This window comes from Candidatus Saccharimonadales bacterium (assembly GCA_035317825.1).
Lineage (GTDB): Bacteria > Patescibacteriota > Saccharimonadia > Saccharimonadales > Saccharimonadaceae > DATHGB01.
In genome coordinates this window covers 1-23284 of sequence record DATHGB010000008.1, presented here as the reverse complement: position 1 = coordinate 23284, position 23284 = coordinate 1, and the positions used below count along the sequence as shown (strand labels likewise).

General features: G+C 45.8%; 25 protein-coding genes and 1 pseudogene. 7 read left to right on the top strand and 19 right to left on the bottom strand.

The annotated features are described in order from the left end of the window. Window positions 1–48: 48 nt before the first annotated feature. From VK497_00685 to VK497_00670, 4 genes are read right to left on the bottom strand one after another with little or no spacing between them, the layout of a single operon-like run. Window positions 49–954, bottom strand: a complete 906-nt coding sequence (locus VK497_00685; protein HMI08898.1) for a PIN domain-containing protein — start codon at window positions 952–954, stop codon at window positions 49–51. Window positions 955–969: 15 nt separating this feature from the next. Continuing rightward, on the bottom strand, window positions 970–2325 hold the full coding sequence (gene radA / locus VK497_00680) for a DNA repair protein RadA (GenBank protein HMI08897.1): 1356 nt from the start codon (window positions 2323–2325) through the stop codon (window positions 970–972). A gap of 8 nt (window positions 2326–2333) precedes the next feature. Continuing rightward, window positions 2334–3332 (bottom strand): hypothetical protein, encoded by a 999-nt coding sequence (locus VK497_00675; protein HMI08896.1) that lies wholly within the window; start codon window positions 3330–3332, stop codon window positions 2334–2336. Next, window positions 3313–5793, bottom strand: coding sequence for an ATP-dependent Clp protease ATP-binding subunit (locus tag VK497_00670; protein ID HMI08895.1), 2481 nt, complete (start codon window positions 5791–5793; stop codon window positions 3313–3315). The genes VK497_00675 and VK497_00670 overlap by 20 nt, the downstream gene beginning before the upstream one ends. A 199-nt stretch (window positions 5794–5992) precedes the next feature. Here VK497_00670 and VK497_00665 point away from each other — a divergent pair, with 199 nt between their 5' ends. Then, window positions 5993–6349 (top strand): hypothetical protein, encoded by a 357-nt coding sequence (locus VK497_00665; protein ID HMI08894.1) that lies wholly within the window; start codon window positions 5993–5995, stop codon window positions 6347–6349. A gap of 134 nt (window positions 6350–6483) precedes the next feature. Here VK497_00665 and VK497_00660 read toward each other — a convergent pair whose 3' ends face one another. The 4 genes from VK497_00660 to VK497_00645 form a co-directional block, all read right to left on the bottom strand. After that, window positions 6484–7383 carry an SDR family oxidoreductase gene (locus VK497_00660; protein HMI08893.1) on the bottom strand — a complete coding sequence of 300 codons (900 nt, stop codon included), beginning with the start codon at window positions 7381–7383 and terminating at the stop codon, window positions 6484–6486. A 26-nt stretch (window positions 7384–7409) separates the two neighbouring features. Next, complete coding sequence (gene chaB / locus VK497_00655; protein HMI08892.1) at window positions 7410–7643, bottom strand: putative cation transport regulator ChaB; 234 nt, start codon at window positions 7641–7643, stop codon at window positions 7410–7412. A gap of 96 nt (window positions 7644–7739) precedes the next feature. Further along, entirely contained in the window at window positions 7740–8009 is a 270-nt protein-coding gene (locus VK497_00650) for a GlsB/YeaQ/YmgE family stress response membrane protein (GenBank protein ID HMI08891.1), read from the bottom strand. Window positions 8010–8110: 101 nt separating this feature from the next. Continuing rightward, window positions 8111–8362: a hypothetical protein gene (locus VK497_00645; protein ID HMI08890.1), complete on the bottom strand. Its 252-nt coding sequence runs from the start codon at window positions 8360–8362 to the stop codon at window positions 8111–8113. A gap of 367 nt (window positions 8363–8729) precedes the next feature. Between VK497_00645 and VK497_00640 the strand changes: the two genes are divergently transcribed. Beyond that, a complete protein-coding gene (locus VK497_00640; GenBank protein HMI08889.1) occupies window positions 8730–9494 on the top strand; it encodes an SIMPL domain-containing protein in 765 nt (254 codons plus the stop codon). A 55-nt stretch (window positions 9495–9549) separates the two neighbouring features. On the opposite strand, the gene VK497_00635 is transcribed toward VK497_00640, so the two are convergent. The 6 genes from VK497_00635 to VK497_00610 all read right to left on the bottom strand — a co-directional run bounded on the left by VK497_00635 (window position 9550) and on the right by VK497_00610 (window position 13807). Further along, entirely contained in the window at window positions 9550–9942 is a 393-nt protein-coding gene (locus VK497_00635) for a hypothetical protein (GenBank protein ID HMI08888.1), read from the bottom strand. Between the two features lie 261 nt (window positions 9943–10203). Further along, entirely contained in the window at window positions 10204–10647 is a 444-nt protein-coding gene (locus tag VK497_00630; GenBank protein ID HMI08887.1) for a cupredoxin domain-containing protein, read from the bottom strand. After that, complete coding sequence (locus VK497_00625; protein ID HMI08886.1) at window positions 10640–11263, bottom strand: hypothetical protein; 624 nt, start codon at window positions 11261–11263, stop codon at window positions 10640–10642. Before VK497_00625 ends, VK497_00630 begins: the two co-directional genes overlap by 8 nt. Before the next feature lie 54 nt (window positions 11264–11317). Then, window positions 11318–12451 (bottom strand): transcription termination factor NusA, encoded by a 1134-nt coding sequence (nusA, locus tag VK497_00620; protein HMI08885.1) that lies wholly within the window; start codon window positions 12449–12451, stop codon window positions 11318–11320. A 434-nt stretch (window positions 12452–12885) separates the two neighbouring features. Continuing rightward, window positions 12886–13458 carry a DNA-3-methyladenine glycosylase gene (locus VK497_00615; protein HMI08884.1) on the bottom strand — a complete coding sequence of 191 codons (573 nt, stop codon included), beginning with the start codon at window positions 13456–13458 and terminating at the stop codon, window positions 12886–12888. 10 nt (window positions 13459–13468) lie between these two features. Beyond that, the gene (locus tag VK497_00610) at window positions 13469–13807 is read right to left on the bottom strand and encodes a hypothetical protein (GenBank protein ID HMI08883.1); all 339 of its coding nucleotides are present in this window, start codon (window positions 13805–13807) and stop codon (window positions 13469–13471) included. Window positions 13808–13867: 60 nt separating this feature from the next. Between VK497_00610 and VK497_00605 the strand changes: the two genes are divergently transcribed. Next, a complete protein-coding gene (locus tag VK497_00605; protein ID HMI08882.1) occupies window positions 13868–14257 on the top strand; it encodes an FKBP-type peptidyl-prolyl cis-trans isomerase in 390 nt (129 codons plus the stop codon). Here the strand turns inward: VK497_00605 and VK497_00600 are convergent. Continuing rightward, window positions 14254–14952: an HNH endonuclease family protein gene (locus VK497_00600; GenBank protein ID HMI08881.1), complete on the bottom strand. Its 699-nt coding sequence runs from the start codon at window positions 14950–14952 to the stop codon at window positions 14254–14256. The genes VK497_00605 and VK497_00600 overlap by 4 nt on opposite strands. Window positions 14953–14981: 29 nt before the next feature. Here VK497_00600 and VK497_00595 point away from each other — a divergent pair, with 29 nt between their 5' ends. After that, window positions 14982–17507 carry a M1 family metallopeptidase gene (locus tag VK497_00595; protein ID HMI08880.1) on the top strand — a complete coding sequence of 842 codons (2526 nt, stop codon included), beginning with the start codon at window positions 14982–14984 and terminating at the stop codon, window positions 17505–17507. Here VK497_00595 and VK497_00590 read toward each other — a convergent pair. Then, window positions 17493–18434: a ribonuclease HII gene (locus tag VK497_00590; protein HMI08879.1), complete on the bottom strand. Its 942-nt coding sequence runs from the start codon at window positions 18432–18434 to the stop codon at window positions 17493–17495. The two genes, VK497_00595 and VK497_00590, sit on opposite strands and share 15 nt — an antisense overlap. Before the next feature lie 71 nt (window positions 18435–18505). Between VK497_00590 and VK497_00585 the strand changes: the two genes are divergently transcribed. Then, window positions 18506–18754, top strand: coding sequence for a hypothetical protein (locus VK497_00585; protein HMI08878.1), 249 nt, complete (start codon window positions 18506–18508; stop codon window positions 18752–18754). Window positions 18755–18952: 198 nt separating this feature from the next. On the opposite strand, the pseudogene rplS reads toward VK497_00585, so the two are convergent. Continuing rightward, window positions 18953–19288, bottom strand: a pseudogene (rplS, locus tag VK497_00580) (50S ribosomal protein L19). A gap of 112 nt (window positions 19289–19400) precedes the next feature. Here rplS and VK497_00575 point away from each other — a divergent pair. After that, window positions 19401–20537 carry an NADP-dependent malic enzyme gene (locus tag VK497_00575; protein HMI08877.1) on the top strand — a complete coding sequence of 379 codons (1137 nt, stop codon included), beginning with the start codon at window positions 19401–19403 and terminating at the stop codon, window positions 20535–20537. On the opposite strand, the gene VK497_00570 is transcribed toward VK497_00575, so the two are convergent. Together VK497_00570 and VK497_00565 are read right to left on the bottom strand one after the other, a co-directional pair. Continuing rightward, complete coding sequence (locus VK497_00570; protein ID HMI08876.1) at window positions 20524–21162, bottom strand: hypothetical protein; 639 nt, start codon at window positions 21160–21162, stop codon at window positions 20524–20526. The two genes, VK497_00575 and VK497_00570, sit on opposite strands and share 14 nt — an antisense overlap. 21 nt (window positions 21163–21183) lie before the next feature. Next, complete coding sequence (locus tag VK497_00565) at window positions 21184–22806, bottom strand: GspE/PulE family protein (protein HMI08875.1); 1623 nt, start codon at window positions 22804–22806, stop codon at window positions 21184–21186. A gap of 55 nt (window positions 22807–22861) precedes the next feature. Between VK497_00565 and VK497_00560 the strand changes: the two genes are divergently transcribed. Beyond that, window positions 22862–23284: TrmH family RNA methyltransferase (locus tag VK497_00560; protein ID HMI08874.1), on the top strand; the 423-nt coding region annotated here is incomplete at its 3' end.

Below are 23284 nucleotides of genomic sequence, written 5' to 3'. Positions count from 1 at the left end.
AAATGACCTCCCTAGCGGAGGTCATTTTTTAGTTGTTATTGATTATGTCTATGACTTTTCAACAAGATCAATAAGTGCGGCTTCGCGATCGCTTGAACTGCGAGGCTTATTGTTCGGACGCCTTTGTTTGGGCTGGTGCTGCTTATTAGCAGGTTGCTGCTGTTGAGGCTGCTTTTGTTCACGAACAAGTGGTTTTGGCTGAGGCTTTTTACCAGTAGGTTTGTTGTTTATAGCCGGTTTATCGTTTGGCTGTTGTTTTTCAACACGTCGTGCGAACATCATTTTTCCCGCAGCTGTCTGCAAGCTTCGGATAAATTCAATTTCAACAGTCTGCCCGATGTATTTGAAAGCATGCTCGACAACAACCATTGTTCCGTCTGCTAGGTAGCCTACAGCCTGGTGACTATCTTGACCTTTTTGAACGAGTTCAAGTAGCATTTTTTCGCCAGGCAAATACGCCATTCGAAGGCTTTTGGCTAATTCGTTAACATTAAGGACGGTAATTCCCTCAACGACCGCAACTTTGTTTAAATTGTAGTCAATCGTGCATACCGCAGCGTTATATTGCTTCGCGAGTTTTAGTAAACGTTCGTCGACGCCTTCTTCGGCTTTACTGCCGTCTTGTAGTATCTCTACGGTCACCTGTGGCATTTGCTGAAGAGTTGACACGACATCGAGCCCATGACGGGCTCTTGCTCGCTTTTCGTGGTCGGCGTGATCTGCTAAAAATTGTAGTTCGCCGATAACGCTTCGTGGAATGACGAGCGTGTCACCGATAAAACCAGATTCTGCAACCGCTAAAATACGGCCATCGATAAGTACCGATGTATCAACTAAAATTGGTCGTCCTTGTTTGCGGGATAGGTTTTGCCGAGGTAATTTTACGACGAGGTAGGTTACTTCTGCCAAGATAGCTATTGCTATAATGACGACGAAGAGTTGTGTTATTTCCATTATGTTTTTCCTTTACTATTTTTGTAAGTAGTCTATGAGTGCCTGGCGCATATCGCCAACACCTTTTATGAATGAGTCTTTGCCTGCGGTTTTTGGGGCAATAGCTTTGGTAAAGCCAAGTTTTTTCGCTTCGGCGATGCGGCGATCAACGCTATGGACGCTACGGATCTCTCCGCCTAGTCCTACTTCGCCAAACACCACTAGACCGTCGTCTAGACGTCTTCCCGCGCTTGCACTGGCAATTGCCATACAAATAGCCAAATCGGCCGCAGGATCGCTTAATTTCAGCCCTCCGACAACATTGATGTAAACATCTTTGTCCGATAAATTCAGTTTTGTTCGTCTTTCGAGAACGGCGATCAAAAGATTAAGTCGGTTCAGGTCAAACCCCGAGGCTGTACGCTTAGGATACCCGAAGTTGGTTGGATTTACAAGCGCTTGGATTTCGACTAGCAGCGGCCGCGTACCTTCAAGTGTCGCAAGTACCACTGATCCGTCAGCATTCTGCCGCTCTGCAAGGAGCGCCGCCGAAGGGTTTTCAACCACACGAAGGCCTTGTTCGTACATCTCAAAAATAGCCGCCTCATTGGTTGATCCAAAACGATTCTTGGCAGCACGTACCACCTTAAAACCACCGTAGCGATCACCTTCAAACTGCAGAACGACATCGACTAGGTGCTCTAGGACTTTTGGTCCGGCGATACTGCCTTCTTTCGTAACATGCCCGACGAGTATAACGGCAGCACCCGCTTCTTTTGCGGCTCGAATAATCACATTGCTACTATTCGTGATCTGACTAACCGTCCCAGGTGCAGACGTAATTTCGTCGAGACTCAGTGTCTGAATTGAATCAATGATAATAAGTTTATAGACGCCCGAACGTATTGTTGCCGCAATATCATCGGCGCTTGTGCTGGCCACAAAATGAAGTTGTTCGCGAGTATTTGCCCCTAATCGTTCAGCTCGCAACTTCACCTGGCTCGCAGATTCCTCACCACTCGCATACAGTACCGGTTGAACCTTACCGACTTCACTTGCAACTTGCAAAAGCAATGTACTTTTTCCAATACCGGGCTGACCCGCCATCAAAAGAACACTGCCAGATAGAATTCCACCGCCAAGAACCATATCAAGATCCTCATAGCCTGTCGTCATCCTATTTGGACCTTCGTCAATTGCAATGGATTTCATGGTTTGCGGAGTGAGAACGTGACCACTCGTGGCACTCTTTGAAACAGCGGATTTGCCCGTTCCGACGACAGCCTGCTCGACAAGCGTGTTCCATTCACCACAGTTATCACATTTGCCCGTCCACTTCTGGTAACTAGCACCACAGTTTTGACAGATAAATTGAGTTCTACTTTTAGCCATTACGATTATTATAGACTAGGCGCCGGTGCCAGGCTACTATCAATACTACGGTTTAAGGCCTCGGACTCACTAGCAATCGATGCTAGTTCCTGCCGTAACGTCTCGTAACGGGATACATCCGTATTGATTTGTTGCCGATGATTGTTCAGCTGATTTGTTCGCGTTTCGAGATTAGCACGTTCTGCTTCAAACTGCGCTTGACTGCTAAAACCTCCGTTATTGGCACGGTTATTGAAGCTTTGGATATCTTGGTTTAGCTTACTGACATCGGAGTTATAGATAATCGTGTCTGCCTCAATTGAATCACCCAGAGCCTTAAGCTCACTCACTAATTCGCTGCTCTTTCGTTGCAGATCTAAAAAGACACTTGCGTACTTGTCATGTAAGGCGACAACTTTTTGACGATCAGTAAAATATTTTTCGTAATGCGCTTCAAGTTCAGGACTGATTGACGATACTTCCGTACCAATAACTGAATGAAGTTCATTATCCCTTTCGCCTGGTTCGGTACGAGCATAGAATGCCATCCGTTCAGCCAAGTCCTTATTGTTTCTGAGTTTTTCATATTCAGCCTCTAGAAGCGTATCCACCTTCGCTCGCTCACCGGGACTCATTCGTTCGTACGTGGCATGAAGCATTTCATGAGCCGCTGTCACCTCTCGGATTCCATCAAGTTTAGCGTCTTTGACATCATAAATATAGATTCTTTGCGTCGTGTAGCATCCTAAGATTGCAGTTGATTCTTCTTTGCGACCACATTTATCATTAAAAACTTGAGTACTTTCAATCGAAGGAATGCTGGCATAAAAATAAAATTCTCCCGTATCACTCATGCCCGAACGCTGTGATAGCTGCACCACCGCGTCTGTAGGCTGATACTGCCAAACATTTACCTGATCAACGACATATTGACGATTCACGAACAGGAAAAGTGCTGCCATAACTGACAGCACTGCCGCTACAATGCCTAAAACATGACCGCTGGATCTATGATTCGTGTCTGACATTAATAACGATTTGGCCCTTTCCTGTGCTTACTTCAAGAACACTACCCTTTTCATATTCGCCGGATAAGATTCCGTCAGCAATTTGGTGTTCTAGTTCATCTTGAATGGCTCTACGAAGCGGCCTTGCACCGAACTTTTCGTTGTAACCCTTATCAATCAACAAACGTTTAGCTGATGCTTTAATCGTAACATGAATTCCTTTACGAATTAAGCGTTGCTGCAGTTCATCAATGAGATTATCGAAGATTTTACTTACTTCGCGGCGTGTAAGCGCCCTAAATGTCACCACCGAATCAAATCGGTTGATTAGCTCGGGACGCATCATCCGTGAGAGTGCTTCGTTTGCCGCAGCCGCGTTTTCTTCATGCGCGACATCAAGCTTTTTGCTATCAGATTTATTTTTCGCATGGAATCCAAGGCTAGATTCTTTCATCATACGATCCGCGCCAAGGTTGCTGGTCAAGATAATTATGGCGTTACCAAAATCAACACTTCGGCCCTTTGCATCGGTTAGCTTACCGTCTTCAAGAAGTTGCAATAGAATCTGGAATACTTCCGGATGAGCTTTTTCGATCTCATCAAATAGCACGACGCTGTACGGCTGACGACGAATCTTATCTGTTAGCTGACCGCCATCTTCATACCCTACATATCCAGCAGGTGCACCCAGCAAGCGACTCGTATTGTGCTTTTCACCAAACTCACTCATATCGATCTTGATTAGCGCATCGTCGCTTCCGAATACTTCACGGGCGAGTACTTTAGCAAGCTCTGTTTTACCGACACCTGTCGGCCCCATAAATACAAACGATCCGATTGGGCGTTTTGTGCTTGCGACGCCACTTCGGCTTCGGCGGATTGCTCGCGAAACCTTCTCGACTGCCTCGTCTTGTCCAACAATGAATTTGCCTAAATGCTTTTCAAGGTTACGAAGTAATTTTGCTTCAGATTTTTGGACACGTTTTACAGGAATACCCGTCATGGTTGCAATCGCGTGTGCAACATCGTCATCCTTTAGCTTGATTGGCGTCTTTTTCTCAAAGTCGGCTTTTGTTTCTTCCAGCTTAACGCTAATCTGACTAATACGAGTCTTATACAGAGCCGCGCGTTCGTAATCTTCATTTATTACAGCGTCTTCCATCTTCTCGTTCAAGTTTTTAAGCTGCTTAGTAAAGTCTCGTACTTTGCTAGGCTTACGCCCTGACCTTACGCGAACTAACGCTGCTGCTTCATCAATCACGTCAATTGCTTTATCCGGCATGAACCGTTCACTAACATAACGATCAGCCATGTAGACAGCGTCCTCGAGTACTTCGTCGCTCATCGTGACTCCGTGATGCTTTTCATAATAGCTACGGAGACCCTTCATGATAGCTATCGTGTCTTTTAGATTTGGTTCTGGTACGACAATTGATTGGAACCGGCGCTCCAATGCACTGTCCTTTTCGATATGTTTGCGGTATTCGTCAAGCGTCGTTGCCCCAATTAGATGAAGTTCGCCGCGCGCTAGGGCAGGTTTTAGCATATTGGCAGCATCGAGTGCGCCTTCGGCAGCACCAGCTCCGACTAGTAGATGGAGCTCATCAATAAATATAATGATGTTCTTTTGGGATTTCAGTTCATCAACAACTTTTTTAAGCCGTTCTTCAAATTCACCGCGGTACTTAGTACCAGCAATCATCGCTGCAAGGTCAAGTTGGATGACACGCTTATCTAATAAATGATCGGGAACATCCTCGTGGGCGATACGTTGAGCAAGCCCTTCGACGATTGCCGTTTTACCGACGCCAGGCTCACCAATGAGTACTGGGTTATTTTTGGTACGCCGGCTTAGAATAGTCACCATGCGTTCTTGTTCGCCATCACGACCAATAACAGGATCCAGATCACCTTCTTTGGCTTTGGCAGTCAGGTCAGTGCCGAATGTTTCAAGCGCGCCACCACGACCAGACTTCTTTTTCGTTTTGGTATCTTGGCCGGTTTCTGATCCATCATGAAAATCGTTATGCTGACGATCAAAGAATTCTTCTAGTTCACTCGTCAGTTCGGCTACATCGACATTCATATCGCGAAGAAGCACCGTTGCACGGGCATTTTTCTGACTAAGAATACTGTATAGAATGTGCTCGGTGCCTAAAAATTCTTGGTGGAATTCCTGAGCGACTTCCCAGCTCATCTTTAGAGTTAATTTGGCCGTTTCAGAAAGGCCCTTCACGCCAGTGCTAACAACAAGAGTACGAGGGGTTAAATTAAGAGCAAGTTCGGCACGATCAAGCGTAATACCTGCATCTGCGAGTACTTTCGCCCCGACCGAGGAACCCTGAGCAAGAACACCAAGTAATAAGTGTTCAGTGCCGATATACGCACTTCCGTACCCGCGTGCAATAGCATCTGCATGCTGCAAACTAGTACGAGCATTGTCCGTTAAGTGTGAAACAAATTCAGCGAAATCATCTGCCATAGTTCTATTATCTAACCTCCTTGTAGTCAGCGCAAGCTTTTTCGTTTTTCTCGTGCTACTCTATCTATTGTATGAAAAATTAGCACTCGGGTCAAGAGAGTGCTAATTTATTTTTAGCCTCTTCAAATTGACGAGCATACCGCAAATTGTCATAATAGTAGTATCACGTGATCGTCACGTGAGAGACGAGAGGATTACCATGGGTGACCCTATTGCATTGGGCGACACTCTCCCGGAGCTCGTAGAAGCTCTCGTACGTGCTGAGTTCAGGAATAACCCTGTCTTAACCTTCTCAGCACGCGGCGAAGACTACGAGGTCTTCTGGGTAGAAGGTATGCCCCAGCAGATGCTGAGGGAATCGAGCTCGGGAGACCAGAATGCTCTACTCTGGATATCTTTCCCCCTCAAGAGGGTGAGCGTCAATCGCGAGGACATCCCTCGGGCGTCCACCATCAAGCTCTACCCTGATCGGCAGCTTCTGTTGATCCTAGACAAAGACGGTGAGATCCTGGAGACATCATCGCCTATCACCTTGATCACACCAAGTCCCATCTGATGTGGTGGAGATGCGCCCCGGCTGCCATACGGTGACCGGAGGCGCACTCCCGCATCAATCCTCTCGCACTAGCTCCGTATTTATGTAATACGATAATAAGTCCTTTGAGGACGAAAGCTAGTGCATTCTCTTACTTATGGCAGATGATTGCCGCCAGTCACTCCAATAATCTCCCCTGTGATATAACTTGATTCCTGCGAAGCCAAAAAGACATAAGTCGGTGCTAGCTCAGCCGGCTGCCCCGCGCGTCCGAGGGGAGTGCTCTGGCCAAACTTCGTTAGTTTTTCCATAGGCTGACCATAACTTGGTTGAAGCGGAGTCCATATTGGCCCTGGCGCCACACCATTTACGCGAATACCTCTTGAAGCCAGCTGCTTGCCTAGGCCATGAGTAAAGTTAGCTATTGCTGCTTTGGTACTGGCATAATCTAGCAACCCTTTCGACGGCTGATATGCCTGAATGGACGTCGTGTTGATGATCGTCGCACCCCTTGGCATATGTTTTATGGCTGCCTTTGTGATCCAAAACATTGCAAAAACATTCACGGTGTACGTTTGCTGTAGCTGCTCGGTTGTCAACTCTTCTAGAGACTCAACGTATATTTGCTTACCAGCGTTATTAACTAAGATATCAATTGAACCGAGTTCTTTTGCTGCAGTTTTAACTAATTGTTTACAAAAATCCTCATTACTAATATCACCAGGACACGCAACCGCTTTTTGGCCTGCTGCTTCAATCAAAGCAACGACTTCTTTGGCATCAGCTTCCTCGCTCGGTAAGTAATTAAGTACGATGTCCGCACCTTCGCGAGCGTAAGCGATTGCTACGGCGCGACCAATACCCGAATCGGCTCCAGTGATCAGCGCTTTTCTGCCTTTTAATCGTCCGCTGCCCTCGTATGTTTCTTCCCCGTGATCTGCTTTTGGAATAAGTTCAGCATCAAGACCTGGTTCGATCTGTCGTTGCTCGGGTATATCCATCTTTGAATACTGTGTCACAGGGTCTTGCATTGTGTATTGATTAAACTTTGCCATATATCCCTCCTTTTGTTCAGTGGTCTCTATGAATCCTTTTCATGCCACTTATCATCCGCGCCTTTTTCGTATTTCTGTTTGACCGCATTCCATGCTACCCTGTGTGCTACTTCCTCACGGCTAGCATCGTCGCGTCTTTCATCAGGATCTTTATACTGGTCGTAAGCGCTATTGAACGCTTCTTTATAGATGTCCTGCGCATGATCCGGAAGGACATTTTTGACCGAATCAGGCAAGTCGTTCGTAGAGTTAAATGGCATGATAATTTCCTCCGTTTAGTCTTCTACTTGTACTTCTATTATAACAAGAACTCCGCCCCGAATTGGGGCGGAGTTCTTGTTGTCGCTTTGTTAGTATTAGACAGTTGTCGTTTTACTGCCGCCGCGAGCCATTTTAACGATCCAGAGTGCAATAACCGCACCGAGTACCGCTACGACGAAGCTCCAAATATTGAAGCCCGTTACGCCTTCGGTGCCAAATAGACTGACGACGAATCCACCTATGAATGCTCCGATAATACCGACAATGATATTACCGAGTAGCCCCTGCTGGGCGTTATTGCCCATGATCATCGAGGCCACCCACCCCGCAAGTCCACCTAGTACAATCCATCCAATGATATTCATATGAACCCCTCCTTTGGATTTATTATTGTACCTTTATTATAGCACTTTCCCCATACAAAAAGAGGGCCTAGATAGACCCTCTTTTGCTCATTCACTTTCCCCTAACTGATAGTTAGAAGCGTCCAGCTACCCCCGTGATTATCGCTTCGTAGGTGATAATCATGAGCACCGTCGCTCATCGTTAGGATCTGGGCTTGGTTTTGCCCTTTTCCTATAAGCATACGCAATCCTGCGTCGATGAAGTTGTAGGTTGTGCCTCCAAACTCAATTCGGCGAGGGTATGCTCGCATTCCGCGGCCAAAGCCCATTGCGGTTACGGCGACTGGACTGTTAATAGTGATAGTTTTTGTCATATTCTTACTCCTAAGTGGTGATTGTGTGAATTTTATAAATAAAAAAACTGACAACAAGAAAATCGGTCAGCTGCGGATTTATGAGTAAGCTACGAGACTGCAGAACATTACCGCCTAATGTCTGTTTAGGGTCTGAAGTAGCGATTGAATATGTAGTTAGACAGGGACGCTTTGCTGTTTAAAGCCAGTGTGTGTATCAACTATTTGTTTAAATAGGCCTGTACGTAAAAAGGTTCTCCACCAGTACTCACATGACCTTCTTTATTATAGCGCTCGTAACCATAAACACGTCAATGGGATATGCGATTTTTACAACTAAACCTGGATCTGCTACCATAAGCGTAACTAGCATAAGGAGTTATCGACAATGGAATCAGATGTATCTGCTAAAAAGTCCAAGGACGCGCTCACTCTCAAATTAGATTACCGTATGATTATCGGCCTTCTTGTCGTGATCATTATTGCCATGTTGCTTCTTTGGAGGCCATGGGAGCCCCGTATTGACGCCAAATCACGTACTATCGATGTGACAGGTGAGGCAAAAGTAACAGCAGTACCGGATGAATTTGTCTTCGCGCCGTCATATGATTTCCAGAATGCAGATAAAGCAGCTGCTCTTGGCGACCTTACGAAGAAAAGTGAAGAAATTGTTAAGAAACTCAAAGACCTGGGTGTTGCCGATAACAAAATCAAAACTAACTCTGACGGCTATGATTATCCTATCTATAACAAAGAGGATTCTTCTACGCCAACTTACACATTGCGTCTAACGGTAACGGTCAATGATAAGGATCTAGCCCAAAAGGTACAGGATTACCTTGTAGATACCTCTCCGACTGGCGCCATTTCACCACAATTAGCGTTTAGCGACGCAAAGCGCAAGGAACTTGAAGGCAAAGCACGCGACGACGCTACTAAAGAAGCAAGGTCTAAAGCAGAACAATCCGCAAAGAACCTAGGATTTAATCTGGGTGAAATTAAGTCTGTAAATGATGGAGGCAACTTTGGTGGAGTATATCCTATGCTACGCGAGGGGGTATCTAGTGATTCGATCCAGCCAAGTAAATTGTCGCTACAGCCCGGCGAGAACGATCTATCCTACCAAGTAAGTGTTGTATACTACGTCAAATAAACATGAGCCTTGCTGCTACCCAGTCGTAATACACAGGGTAGCAGCATTTTTGGCACTATTTCACCTCCTCGCACACACCTTTCTCGTTAAGGAGAAATGTGTGTGATGAGCCATCTACTGATGGACATGCCGCAGTACCCGAGTCGCCACAGGAGTAGTGGACGCTGTACTTCTCTCCGCTCTCCATCTTAATGGAGAACTTCAGGCGGATCGGGTCTTTGTCGTTGTACAGTGTTACGGCATCATGCGGATACGTTCCTATTGTGACACTTTGCGGATCTGGGTTTTCGCCTTCGCAGGTCAACGTGCCCACAATATTGGCCGACTTGTCGTCCTTTGGCGCAGGTTGCGTCACAGCGGGGCTTGGCGTGGTCGTGTTGTCTCCCTCGCACGAAGCCGCTCCTGCTAGAACGAATCCGGCAATCGCGACAGTAGCACTCATTGTCATGAACATCAGTAGGCTCCTTCGGGTCGGTGATAGTAGCCTCTTGCAATTTTAGTTTATTATTATAATTACTTCAAATTTACTTCCTATTCAATTTCAATGTTACAATGGAAACACAAGCGCTAAGAAGTCACAGGAGATCAAATTATGCCAGATGGTGGCCGTAAAAAAGGCAGAGAAGTCCGAAAACCTAAAAAAGACAAGTCTGCAAACTAAATTAAAACCGCCCTACAAATGAGGGCGGTTTTAATTCTATTTAGATTTTTATTCCGTAACTGTAATTGAACCCGTGTGATCTGCATGCAGGTGATCGTGATATCCATGCGTGCCAACCTTTTCAGGAGTCACCGTGCCAGACTCGCCTGGCTTCAACGTCGCCATATTTAGCTCGGGATCTTCTAAATGGGTCGGGTGATCAGCCGATGAAAATTCTATTGGTGATGATGAATTATTAACAATTTTAATTGACTGGCCTTTTTTCACTGTCACCGTATTAGGGGTAAAACCGTCATTTGTAGCAGTAATGGTAGCAGCGGTCACTGCCGTATCTGATGTGTCACTCTGAGAATCAGTAGCAGCATGGCTCTGATCATCTTCATGCGCCGTTGATGTTGTATCAGCTGATTTAGTGGCACCGTATACCCACGCCCCAGCGCCTGCGACGATAATTAGTAGCACGACTATCCAGATGGTTGTCTTTTTATTCATGTGTAGCCCTCCTCTTTTCAATCTGATTATACACCACGGCAGCCACAAGCGTAAGCGCGTACACAAACCATATTGTCCTAAACCAAAATAGGCCAAGTTCGGCGCCTAGTGTTAGCCCGTGATACAAAATTGCAAACATAGCAGCTATATTGGCATACTCTACATATTTCCACCACGGGGTTAACTGAAATTTACGGCGAAGTTCGAATGCCAAAAATATAACTAGGCTTATACTCCCCAGCAACAGTGCCGTTCGAGCAGCCAAATCCGTATATAGCTCCCAGTAGCTAAAGGGCGGAAGCCCAAATCCATCAATCCACAAACTTACTAAAAAGATTCCCGGATGAAGCAAGATCAAAACAAAGACAATTGCCCTTGTGACGGCAAGGTATTGTCGCAGTGCTTCGGCAGGCGCGCCAGTCAAACGTCTGGCGCTACCAACTACGTAGTGTGTCCACATCAAACCAAACGCTGAAAGTCCTAGCACTGGGAAAAAATCATAAGGCGTAAGTGGTCTACCCGTTAGCCTCACCTGTGCCCATGCGATTAAGGCCAGTACGACTACGGCAATGCCTAAAGCCCAAGAAAACAGCTGGAGTTTTTTTGCTAATGTCATGCCTCTATTCTAATCTTCATAAGCGAATTTTAGAATAGAGATGGAGATTATCAACTATTCTTCAGTTGATTCTTCGACGGCGCTTAATAGGCTGTCTTCGATGTTCTTCTTAGGAGCTTTTGGCTCTGCGGTTTTTTCAGCAGTAGGCTGAGTCGCTTCGATATCAAGTTCGTAACCAGCTAGACGGCTTGCTAGGCGAACGTTTTGACCACCGCGACCAATTGCAATTGATTGCTGATCTTCGTTCACAAACACCTTTGCACGCTTTGCGGCTTCGTCGATTTCAACCCTAGCTACTTCGGCTGGGCTAAGTGCGTTACGAATAAATTGTTCGGCGTTATCACTAAACGTAACAATGTCGATCTTTTCTTGATCGCCAATTTCGTTCATGACAGCCTGAACACGTGTTCCGTGACCACCGACAAATGTACCGACTGGATCAACACCAGGAACAGTGCTGTTAACCGCAATCTTCGTACGACGGCCAGCTTCACGGGCGATAGCCTTAATTTCAACAGCGCCAGATTCCATTTCAGGAACTTCTTGACGGAAGAGGAATTCAACAAATGCTTCGTTACCACGGCTAAGAATAAGCTGTGGACCGCGGTTATCACGTTCGATATCTTTGATGAAGACCTTGATACGTGAACCAATGCTGTAGAATTCGCCTTGGATCTGTTCGCTTTGAGGAATAATACCAGTTGCTTTACCAAGTTCAACGCGGACAACGCGTGGTTCAACGCGCTGGACAGTACCGGTTACGATGGTACCGATCTTGTCTTCGTATTCTTCTAGGACGACTTCGCGTTCAGCTTCGCGTAGGCGTTGTAACACAACTTGTTTAGCAGTTTGTGCGGCTACGCGACCAAAGCTGACAACTTCGTGCTTTTCTTCGATAGTATCGCCAACAACAGCGTCTTTTTTAACTTTTTGAGCGTCTTCTAGGCTAATTTCAACAGCGTCAGAACCAACTTCTTCAACGACTTCACGAGCAACATATACGTTTGCCGTACCGTCGTTAACATTTAGTTCGGCACGAACTTCCTGATCGCGCTCACCGTTGTCTCGACGCCATGCAGCTGCGATTGCTTGTTCAATAACAGATAGAACTACTTCTTCTGGTAGGTTTTTTTCCTCAGCGATTGTTCGAACCGCTAGGGTAAGTTGTTTAATGTTAATGTCTTCCATTTTATTTTCTCCTTTTCACAAATTTAATGCATCTTCTAACAAAAATTCCGACCTGCCGGCCGGAAATGTACTGTCATTATTATAATTCACGTCAGTTTTTTTAGCAATAGTTAAGTTCGCCACCGCTCACCTCCCGAGTTACAGGGAGGTGAGCGGGTAGCGCCCCGAATGGGGTAGGCCTCGTGCAAGGAATCAGCGAGAGCTCGTGCCCGTCGCGGTGGGCGTAGTGGGCGTCGTTCCAGGCGATGTGCCCAGTCGGAGATGGCGGGTCGTAGGCAACGATCCGTGCTGCTTGATGAGCCAACTACCCGCGGGCAACCTCAAGTCCGTCTTCATCAACTGATCCTTCCGTGCAATCGTAGTTGTTACTGCGGTTGGTGCAGGGGTCTTTAGATGTTATACGCCTTTTATGTAACATCGTCAAGCTTTTTCAGCTACTTTTTTGAAATATATGAATTACCCCTGATATAGAAGCGCCATTTGACATCTTTTGCCTTGCTAATTCCGACACGAGTTGTCGTTATAATATCTTTTTCAACTAGCGCCGGCAAAGGCAGCAATCTTAAAGGTTTTTTGGATAAATCGTGCCCGTTCATCCGTTTATTAATACCTAGTGCTTGGCATAACTTTGCCGGCCCATTCGTAATTTCAACACCACCTTTGCCGTCACGGTTTTTAATAAGTTCATCTTCACCCTCTACAGGCTCGACAGCACGAATTAAAACTGCCGCCCCGTATCCTTCTTCGCCAACGACAATATTGCAGCAATAATGCATTCCATAGGTGAAATATACATATAGATGGCCGGCAGGAGCAAACATAATATCAGTCCGCTTAGTCCGGCCATTATAGCTATGGCTTGCTGCGTCCGTCTGATCGTAGGCTTCGGTCTCGACAATCCTAACAGCTGCCCGTTGGCCATTCACCTCAGCTTCAAGTTGGCAGCCCAGCAGCCTTTCGGCAGCTTTTGGGGCAGATTTTCGCAAAAAATCAAATGATTCTAGCATTATTACATTATTAAATTAGCGGATTAGAATTGCCATTTCCGAGTATTTGATTTTTCTGATCCTCGAGCTGATTTGCCTGCTTTAGTAATGCCTGTTTTTGTTCTTCGATTTTATTGGCTTTTTGCTCTTGATTCTGAGCTTCTCGCTCAATCTGCATAGCCTTTTGTTCCAAGTTGGCAGCTTCCGTATTGAGTTGGTTTGCCCGGTTATTTTCGCTTTGAGCATTATTAGCATTACCGGCTGCGGTACTGTTTGCGGCGGATTGGATATGCTGTGCCGCTTCATCGCGCTTAGACTGGGCACTCGTACGATACGAATTTGCATCTTGTCGTGAACTTTGTACAGTCATTACTATTACCTCCTACCTCTATTTTACCGTACATCATCAGCTTGGTGCTAAACTAGAAGCATGGATTCTGACAAACAACCCCAACTTGAAGGCACAAATTTAACTGGTTTTGCACCAGTTAAATCAGCAACACAATTAGAAATTTTAGACACTGTCGAAGGTACTGGCGATGAAGTACCGGCAGGAGCAACAATTACCGCTCATTATACTGGCGCACTGTGCTCAGATGGTACTATTTTCCAAAGCTCGCACGATATGGGCCGTCCCATCACTTTTCCGCTAACAGGCGTAATTAAAGGCTGGCAACAAGGCGTTCCTGGTATGAAAGTTGGTGGAACACGCCGTTTGATAATTCCTGCCGAAATGGCCTATGGATCGCAATCGCCCGCACCAAACATTCCTGCAAATTCAGATTTAGTATTTGATATCGAACTTGTTGCAATTGCCTAGCTTGTAGGCAGCAGCTGACCAGGACAAGTTGCAAGTACGTATATCATCGCGTCTTTTTCGGCTTGTTTCACCCATAACCGATAGTTCTTCTTGATGGCAATTTGTCTGGCTACATACTGACATCGAAAGGCTTTATTTGACGGCAGCCACGTTGCTGCATCACCGTCAGATTTTTGTTGATTAGCTCGACCGTCAACAGCTAAAAGCTCGAGCGGGTCATTCGCAAAATTCACACGTTCTTGTGGGGATAATTGTTGCGCACCTGTCTGCCAAGCATCACTAAGCGCCACGACATGATCAATCTGAACATCATCACTCGTTGTATCGCCCCTTACAAACGGTATGTCTTTACCTGTATACGGGTCGTGCAATAGTCCGCTCACTATTTTACACTCAGTATTGGTTGCAGTGTTCACCAGGTCGCGGTGCAAAATGATGTTGCGCGTATCACATCCCTGCTTTGACTCCCATCCATCGCCAAACTGGTCGCGGCTATAGTTTGTTTTTGGAGCACGGCCCTTAACTTCTAATTGGTCGAGGATAGTCATTGCCTCTCCAGTAGCCTTTGATATTTCAGGAGTAGCGGGCGTCGTAGCTGGTTGGTACAAGTCGGGGTGCGTCAGTAATACAGTGACCGCAATTGCAAGCGCGACAATAGCTGCGATTGACCTCCTAATCTTGTAAGCGCGTTTCATGATCTCATTATACTTGTTACAATAGATGTATGCAGACAGTATCTCGACTCGTAGACCAATTCGTTCCCGAACATTATCAACTTTCACTTAATCTAGAGCGGCAAGCACGGACATTTGACGGCATCGTCACCCTTGAAGGTGCTTCAGTGCTCGCTGCTGATAAGATCAGCGTTCACGCCAAAGATCTAGTGATTCAATCCGTGACTTTTGACGGCAAAGAAGCAGAATTCAAACAAGCAGATAATGATGAGCTTGTCATTACCCATCCAGACATCGCAGAGGGTAAACACATCGTCGTCATTGCTTTTAACGGTACGATTACTGACGCAATGCACGGACTTTACCCATGCTATTTTGAACACGACGGTGTTAAAAAAGAACTTCTTGCAACTCAATTCGAAAGTCACCATGCGCGTGAAGTCTTTCCCTGTATTGACGAACCAGCAGCTAAAGCAACGTTTGATGTGACTCTGACCACCGAAGACAATGTTACTGTTCTAGGCAATATGCCGGTGAAAGTGCAGAATATTGAAAACGAAAAATTAGTCACGAGTTTCGAAACCACACCAAAAATGAGTACGTACTTACTTGCCTGGGTTACTGGCGAGATGCACAGAAAGACTGCCTCGACGAAAAGTGGCGTCGAAGTAAATATCTGGGCTACTCCAGCTCAACCACCTGAAAGCCTTGATTTCGCCCTAGATATTGCCACCCGAACAATTGATTTCTTTGACGAGTATTTCGATACGCCGTATCCTTTGCCAAAATCCGACCATGTGGCTCTTCCTGATTTTAGTAGCGGCGCAATGGAAAACTGGGGACTAATTACATACAGGGAAATTGCCCTTCTAGCTGATCCCAAAACAACCAGTGTCAGCAGCAAACATTACATAGCCACAGTCATCGCACACGAACTATCTCACCAGTGGTTTGGCAACCTTGTCACTATGAAGTGGTGGAACAACCTATGGTTAAACGAGAGTTTTGCAACTTTAATGGAATACATTGCCGTAGATGCGCTCGAACCAAGCTGGAATGTCTGGTTGGATTTTGCAACGATGGAAAGCATCATGTCGCTTCGCCGCGATAGCATTGACGGCGTTCAAGCCGTGCAGGTTGATGTCAACCACCCGGATGAAATTAGTACATTGTTTGATGGTGCAATCGTGTATGCCAAGGGCGCCCGGCTTCTTCGCATGCTTCAGCAGTATATTGGTCACGAAGCCTTTCAAACAGGCCTAAAAGCTTACTTTGCCAAGCACGCCTATGGCAACACCGAGGGTAACGACCTTTGGAGTGCGTTAGGCAAGGCCAGCGGTAAAGATATTACAGCTTTCATGAATACCTGGATTTCCCAGTCGGGGTATCCTGTCCTTAACGTTACCAATAAAGACGGGCAAGTACACCTAGCTCAAAAACAATTCTTCGTAGGGCCTCACGTACCCTCTGATAAACTTTGGCCTATCCCCCTTAATGCATCATCAAATGAAATGCCAGAGCTATTGGAAGCTCAAGAGACAACCATTACCCTGCGACAGCCAGCATCTGTGCGCTTTAACGGAGGTAATTCTGCTCACTTTATTACGCACTACGACGACACGTCACTTGCTCGTCTTGTAGCAGATATTAAAGAAGGAACTATGACACCCGTCGATAGGCTACAGCTACTGAACGAACAGACATTACTCGCACGCGGAGGTGAAGTAAGCAGCGCAGAACTAATCTTGCTTCTTGATGCGTACCGAAATGAAGACACTGAAGCAGTGTGGGATATTATTTCCCTTGCTACCGGTGAGCTTAAAAAATTCGTCGAAAATGACGACCAAAGCGAAAAGAAACTACGGAGATTCGCAGCCGACCTCGCACGCAATCAATATGCTCGTCTGGGCTGGACAGAAAAAGAAGGTGAGCCTGAAAGTGACACCAAAATGCGCGCCACTATCATTGGGACGATGCTTTATGGTGAAGATGCCGACACGATTCAAACAGCTATCAAACTATACCAAAATACCCCGCTTGACCAGCTTGATGCTGAACTTCGTTCACTTATTATTGGCGCTGTGGTTCGTCACGGCAACGACGAGAACATCATTGACACGCTTTTAGAGGAATATAAAAAGACATCTTCGGTTGACCTTAAACAAGACATCGTACTTGGGTTGACCTCAACCAAGAATCCACTAAAGATCGTGCAGCTTCTTGGGCTAATAAAAGACGAGGATATTGTCCGTCACCAAGATGTTGCTCGTTGGTTTGTCTGGCTTATTCGTAACCGCGACGGACGCAAACTAGCATGGCAATGGATCCAAGATAATTGGTCATGGATCAAGCAAACCTTTGGTGGCGACAAGAGCTACGATGATTTTCCACGCTATGCGGCAACCAGCCTTGTCACCAATGAGCAACTTGAACAGTATCGTACATTCTTTACACCAATGTTAAACGAGCCCGCTTTAACCCGTGTTATTACTATGGGTATTAGCGAAATCGAAGGTCGTGTCGAGCTTATTGAACGCGACGCGGCAGCAGTGCGTGCGGCACTAGCCAAGCTCTAGAAAAGTATTCACTTTTGGCGGATCGCCAGATGCATGGACAACCGCTAGGCGCAAATTAGTATTCTTTAGATTGTTTTTAAGAGCATAGTATTCCGCCGCAAACTTCATTTGTTGCTGCTTTTTAGGAGTAACCGCCGCCAGACCTCCGCCCGCTTTGTCGTTTTTGTGATATTTCACTTGAGTAAAATAAACGGCATCGCCGAATTGCGAGACAATATCAATCTCGCAGAATTTCGTTCGCCAATTACGATCAATAACATTGTGGCCCAATTGCCATAAATAGCGTGCAGCGGTATCTTCTCCTCTACTGCCGATCTGTTTGCTTGTCACATGCGCCGAGATGCCTCGTGCCCCTTCATTCGCGGAAACATCTACTACGGAATATTTCTTAAGGGGTGCAAAAGATAATCGATGGATGGGTGTCACACCTAGTTCTTCAATAGCACCCCTGTGCATGGCGGTCCCGTATCCTACGTGTGCGCTAAACTCATACCCTGGAAATACATCGTCCAGGTATTTCATATAATTATCCCTAGCTACTTTTGCGACGATTGAAGCAGCCGATACGCTTGGAATTAAAAGGTCGGCTTTTTTCATAAGTGTTACCCTAGGATCATCAATCAACGCTATCGTCCCATCAATAATAATTTCGCGATACTCATTTTTGATACACTCAAGCGCTTTACGAGATGCTAATTTTAACGCTTCGGAAAGCCCTATTCGATCAATTACCTTAGCGCTCACCCAGCCAATACCAACACCTACAGCTTTTTGCCGGATTTCGATATCTAACCGTTCGCGCGCTTTTTTAGACAGTAACTTACTATCAGTTAGACCTTCAATCGATTCGCTGCCTAGCAGCACTGCACCCACAACAAGCGGGCCTGCCCATGCGCCACGTCCAACCTCGTCAATCCCAACAATCATTCTTCTATTGTACATGGTGTGCTATAAGTAAACTAAGGCTTTTGCCTCGCTCTCAACAGGTTGGAGAGAAGATGATACACGTCATCGCAATTCAAGCGTATGCTACCTGCGTTATCCTCCTTTATATGGTGATGGTCCATTTTCACTACGGAAATCGCAGCATGCATGCCTGGTTTTTTGAGACAACCTGGCTGAACAAAATAGCCGGATGTCTTTTACTGGCGACTGCGCCTTTGGTATTTATAGCGTTACTCCTTTACGGTGTCGGAAGCGCTATCATTACCTGGCTCATCATTTCAATTAACCGCTCTACTGAATAGTGGTTGCTCGCCGCCTGATGCGGGCAACCACTAATCTACGAGCACCCCTGTTGAGATTTTCATGCAAAACAAAACGCCCGATCACTAGGACCGGGCGTTTTTATGGGAAAATGCTTTTTATTCAGCAGCTTTTGGTGCTTCTACTTCTTTTACTTCTTCGACAGCGTTTACGCCTTCACGGTCAAAGTTTTTCGCAACAAGACGAGCGCTTTTACCGCTTCGGTTACGTAGGAATGAAAGGTAGTTACGGCGAACTTTTGCACGACGAACGATTTCAACTTTTTCAACAAGTGGGCTGTGTAGGAGAAAACTCTTTTCAACGCCAACACCGCTAGCGATCTTACGAACGGTAATCCGTGATGTGTGTGACTGCTTGTTGTCAGTACGGATAACAACGCCTTCAAAAATCTGAATACGTTCTTTGTTACCTTCTTTAATTTTTTGGTGAACGCGTACGGTGTCGCCGCTACGTACGTCAACAACAGAAGCTTTTTTCTGCTCGTCGTTAACCTTTTGAATTAGTGCAAAACTCATTATTCTCTCGCTTTACTGTTTTATGAATACAATCAGCTATTGACTATAGCATATATCTGGGGATTTTTAAAGGGTTTAGCGCTACTTTATATTGCTTGGTATACTAAGATCTATGAATTACGATGAACAAGCTCTACAACTCCACAAACGATACAAAGGAAAAATTACCACGACTCTTCGTGACAAAGATGAACTTACTAAAGAAAAACTAAGCAGTTACTACACTCCTGGAGTCGCTGCGGTCAGCCGTGCAATCGCCGAAGACCCGTCACTTTTGCCTGTTTACACCTGGACGAATAACCTCGTAGCCGTTGTTTCAGACGGATCAGCCGTTTTAGGCCTGGGAAACATTGGGCCAAAAGGCTCTATGCCCGTCATGGAAGGGAAAGCGCTTCTTTTTAAACACTTTGCGGGAATCGACAGTGTGCCAATTATACTTGATGTACACAGCGTGGATGAAATCATTGCGACCGTAAAGGCAATTGCCCCTAGTTTTGGAGCAATTAACCTAGAAGATATCGCCGCACCACAATGTTTTGAAATCGAAGAGCGTCTAAAAGCCGAGTTAGACATCCCTGTTTTTCACGACGACCAACATGGTACAGCCATTGTCACTCTCGCCGGACTTATTAATGCAATGAAAGTCGTCGGTAAGAATTTAGCCGAGACAAAAATCGTCATTATTGGCGCGGGCGCTGCCGGTACAGCTATCACAAAACTGCTTCACCTATATGCGCAGCCGCAAATCGTTGCTGTTGATAGTAAAGGTGTCATCAGTAGTGATCGTGTAGATTTAAACGATGAGAAAAAAATGCTTCTTGAATATGTTGACGGGTCTACTTCTGGCTCGTTAGATGACGCGATCACCGATGCGGATATTTTTATCGGCGTCAGCAAACCTGGGCTCCTCACGAAAGAAATGATCAAAAGGATGGCCGATAAGCCTGTCGTGTTTGCTATGGCTAATCCAACACCGGAAATCATGCCTGACGATGCTAAAGAAGCAGGTGTTGCGGTTATAGCTACCGGACGAAGCGATTTCCCAAACCAAGTGAACAATGCGACAGCTTTTCCTGGTATCTTTCGCGGAGCGCTGGATAACGGAGTAAAAAAGATCACCGACCAGCATAAAATTGCCGCAGCCGAAGCTATCGCAAGCCTTGTCGATGATGTAGACGCCGAACATATCATCCCATCGGTATTCGACGAAAGATTAGTCCCCGCTATTGCAAGAGTTATAGTCGATTAATCTGCCTAAGTACATCCAAGGGGTATAGTAAGAATTCGTCGTGATGCCCGCTAACGCTATCATGGACGATTACGCCCTGCTCTTTGGCGATTCCAACATGGTGGTGGTCTGCAGAGTTTCGAAAAATAAGCTCATTATCCATAAAGCAAAGAGTCACTTTTGATCCGTTTGTTACCATTGTCACCGCTTCTTGAGCAGCATTAAACGCGCTGATCTTACCGATTTGAAACACATTATAAATAGGCCTGGTGAGATGTTCTTTTAATGCATGCAGGTTGTATTGACGAATTTTTTCACGTCTTTCAGGTAGCTTTTCATGGCTTTTGTTAAGAGCAAGTGTTTTAGGAATGTTCCTCCGTATTAGGCGTAGTGCGCCGATTGGCATAGGGGGAGCAACGGCAATGAGCTCTTTGGGGGTGACATATTTTAACATCAACATACCGGCAGCATGGGTAATAACCAAACATTCGGCGGCTAATCTTGCGACCAATGCCTGATCTTTTTGCGCTTCGCTAAAAGATAGACCTATGACGTTAAGACCATAATGATCAGAAAGCTCCCGTGATACCCTATTGATCTGATATGAGTTACTGGCTACACCACCGATATAGAGGATTTTATCCATATCCCTACTATACAATAATTTTTATATAACGCGATTTATTTCTTCCAGGGTTGTTTCACCTCGAAGAGCTGCAAGTACACCTACTTGCAAAAGCGTTAGCATGCCACCGTCAGTCGCTGTTTTTTCAATTGCTTCGGTGTGAATATCTTTAACATCACCACGAAGGTACTTTTGAATTTCTTCATCAACAACCATCTGTTCCATAATGACAATACGACCCTTATACCCAAATGGAGCGTCCTCGCTAGGCTTTGGCCGCCATAGCTTGAAGTTATCCAGGTTTGGCTTGTCGGTGCCCTCCGGAAGGTTTTCAAGGGCTTTCCTAACATAGTTCTTAGTTGCTTCGTCCGGTTCGTATTCTTCTTTCGTTGAATCATACAGTCGTCGCACTAACCGCTGTGCAATCACAAGACGAATTGCCGAACTAAAGATAGGGTTAACCCCGATAAGGTCAATCATGCGGCTAAAAGCTGCGCTGGTTGAGTTAGCGTGAAAGCTAGAAAGCACCAAGTGCCCCGTAATTGAAGCCTGGATAGCCGTCCGGGCCGTGTCTTGGTCGCGAATCTCACCAACCATCACGACATCAGGGTCCAGTCGGAGCACCGCACGCAGTCCATCGGCAAAACTTTTTCCACCTGTCGTATCAATTGGAATCTGTGAAATACCCGTCAGGCCGTATTCGATTGGATCTTCTAGCGTAATGAGTTTACGGTCAGGGGTATTAAGCGCGTTTAACATGCTGTAAAGAGTGGTCGATTTACCCGAACCAGTCGGTCCAACCATCAGCACCATTCCACGAGGATGGCTAATGACTTCATCAATTTCGTGACGTTGTTTTTCAGGAATACTGAGGTGATCTAGATTCAACAGACTCTCATCAAAGTTAAACAGACGTAATACTGCGTCCTGCCCGTACATCGTCGGCACTGTCTCGACACGCAGGTTCAGAAGGTGGGTTGCACCACTGCGTGTAATTTCTTTTTGCATATGTCCCGACTGAGGATCGGTTGCCGCGGTTGAAATGTTCGCCCTGGATGCAAGCGCACCCATGATAACGCGATAGCGGTCTTTTTCAAGCTGCGCAACAGGGTGTAAGGCGCCATCAATACGCATACGAATTCTAATATCGGTGCGCTCATTCTCGATGTGAATATCGCTTGCGCCCAATCGATCCGCTTGATCGATCAAATAATCAAAAACAAGGTCGCTACCAACAGAATTTAATGTTTTGCTGACTTCTGCTATCGTATCGCTATCGCCCTCTTTGGCAATCTGAATGTCGTCATAAATAACCTGTTTTGGTGGATCGTAGCGCAACATGAATGACCTAAACCCACTACCGCTAATCAAAAGAAATTGTGTTGTTTTACCTTCGTCATTATAGTCCGTCGCCATTTTTTGAATCAACGACTGAGGAGTTTGGCTGGTAACTCCAAAACGATAGATAGCTTCCTCACTTCCCATCGTAAGAGGAATGATGTGCCCCTTGTACATATCAGGAACAGAAACAATGTCTTTCGTAAGTGGCAAGCTGTTTTCTATTTCGCGCGTATCGAGGTATTGAATGCCTAAAATAGCCGCGCGTTCACGGGTTGCTTTTTCATCTTGTTCGCGGCGACGCTGCTGAATTTTGTCTTCGTCCATTACCTATTGACTATAGCAAAAAGCTTATGGATTTTATAGTGGTACAATTGATGTAATGTCTGAAATTGTGGTAATTGCGCATAATATTCGATCGACCCATAATGTCGGTGCGATTTTTCGTACTAGTGAAGGATTTGGCGTGTCTAAAATCATCTTAAGCGGATACACGCCGTATCCATCCGTAAAGAACGATACCCGCTTACCTCATATTTCCAATAAATTAACTGCGCAAATACATAAAACCGCACTTGGCGCAGAAGCAATAGTACCGTTTGAGTACCAAGAGACACTTGATCTAGAATCGCTACGAAACGCAGGTTTTCGGATTGTAGGCCTAGAACAAGATGGCTCATCAATCATGCTTCCGGATTACCGTCCGCACGAGAAAACCGTTCTTTTATTAGGTGAAGAAGTTGAAGGAATTACAGATGAATTACGGCATGCTTGTGATGACCTTATAGAAATTCCAATGGAAGGT

Bases quoted from the DNA above. Each gene is read 5' to 3' on its own strand.
- nusA (HMI08885.1), bottom strand. From the start codon at position 12,451: ATGGAAGACATTAACATTAAACAACTTACCCTAGCGGTTCGAACAATC.
- VK497_00670 (HMI08895.1), bottom strand. From the start codon at position 5,793: ATGGCAGATGATTTCGCTGAATTTGTTTCACACTTAACGGACAATGCT.
- VK497_00635 (HMI08888.1), bottom strand. From the start codon at position 9,942: ATGACAATGAGTGCTACTGTCGCGATTGCCGGATTCGTTCTAGCAGGA.
- VK497_00585 (HMI08878.1), top strand. From the start codon at position 18,506: ATGATACACGTCATCGCAATTCAAGCGTATGCTACCTGCGTTATCCTC.
- VK497_00665 (HMI08894.1), top strand. From the start codon at position 5,993: ATGGGTGACCCTATTGCATTGGGCGACACTCTCCCGGAGCTCGTAGAA.
- VK497_00650 (HMI08891.1), bottom strand. From the start codon at position 8,009: ATGAATATCATTGGATGGATTGTACTAGGTGGACTTGCGGGGTGGGTG.
- chaB (HMI08892.1), bottom strand. From the start codon at position 7,643: ATGCCATTTAACTCTACGAACGACTTGCCTGATTCGGTCAAAAATGTC.
- VK497_00605 (HMI08882.1), top strand. From the start codon at position 13,868: ATGGATTCTGACAAACAACCCCAACTTGAAGGCACAAATTTAACTGGT.
- VK497_00660 (HMI08893.1), bottom strand. From the start codon at position 7,383: ATGGCAAAGTTTAATCAATACACAATGCAAGACCCTGTGACACAGTAT.
- VK497_00675 (HMI08896.1), bottom strand. From the start codon at position 3,332: ATGTCAGACACGAATCATAGATCCAGCGGTCATGTTTTAGGCATTGTA.
- VK497_00615 (HMI08884.1), bottom strand. From the start codon at position 13,458: ATGCTAGAATCATTTGATTTTTTGCGAAAATCTGCCCCAAAAGCTGCC.
- VK497_00610 (HMI08883.1), bottom strand. From the start codon at position 13,807: ATGACTGTACAAAGTTCACGACAAGATGCAAATTCGTATCGTACGAGT.
- radA (HMI08897.1), bottom strand. From the start codon at position 2,325: ATGGCTAAAAGTAGAACTCAATTTATCTGTCAAAACTGTGGTGCTAGT.
- VK497_00565 (HMI08875.1), bottom strand. From the start codon at position 22,806: ATGGACGAAGACAAAATTCAGCAGCGTCGCCGCGAACAAGATGAAAAA.
- VK497_00630 (HMI08887.1), bottom strand. From the start codon at position 10,647: ATGAATAAAAAGACAACCATCTGGATAGTCGTGCTACTAATTATCGTC.
- VK497_00645 (HMI08890.1), bottom strand. From the start codon at position 8,362: ATGACAAAAACTATCACTATTAACAGTCCAGTCGCCGTAACCGCAATG.
- VK497_00590 (HMI08879.1), bottom strand. From the start codon at position 18,434: ATGATTGTTGGGATTGACGAGGTTGGACGTGGCGCATGGGCAGGCCCG.
- VK497_00685 (HMI08898.1), bottom strand. From the start codon at position 954: ATGGAAATAACACAACTCTTCGTCGTCATTATAGCAATAGCTATCTTG.
- VK497_00640 (HMI08889.1), top strand. From the start codon at position 8,730: ATGGAATCAGATGTATCTGCTAAAAAGTCCAAGGACGCGCTCACTCTC.
- VK497_00595 (HMI08880.1), top strand. From the start codon at position 14,982: ATGCAGACAGTATCTCGACTCGTAGACCAATTCGTTCCCGAACATTAT.
- VK497_00570 (HMI08876.1), bottom strand. From the start codon at position 21,162: ATGGATAAAATCCTCTATATCGGTGGTGTAGCCAGTAACTCATATCAG.
- VK497_00575 (HMI08877.1), top strand. From the start codon at position 19,401: ATGAATTACGATGAACAAGCTCTACAACTCCACAAACGATACAAAGGA.
- VK497_00600 (HMI08881.1), bottom strand. From the start codon at position 14,952: ATGAAACGCGCTTACAAGATTAGGAGGTCAATCGCAGCTATTGTCGCG.
- VK497_00625 (HMI08886.1), bottom strand. From the start codon at position 11,263: ATGACATTAGCAAAAAAACTCCAGCTGTTTTCTTGGGCTTTAGGCATT.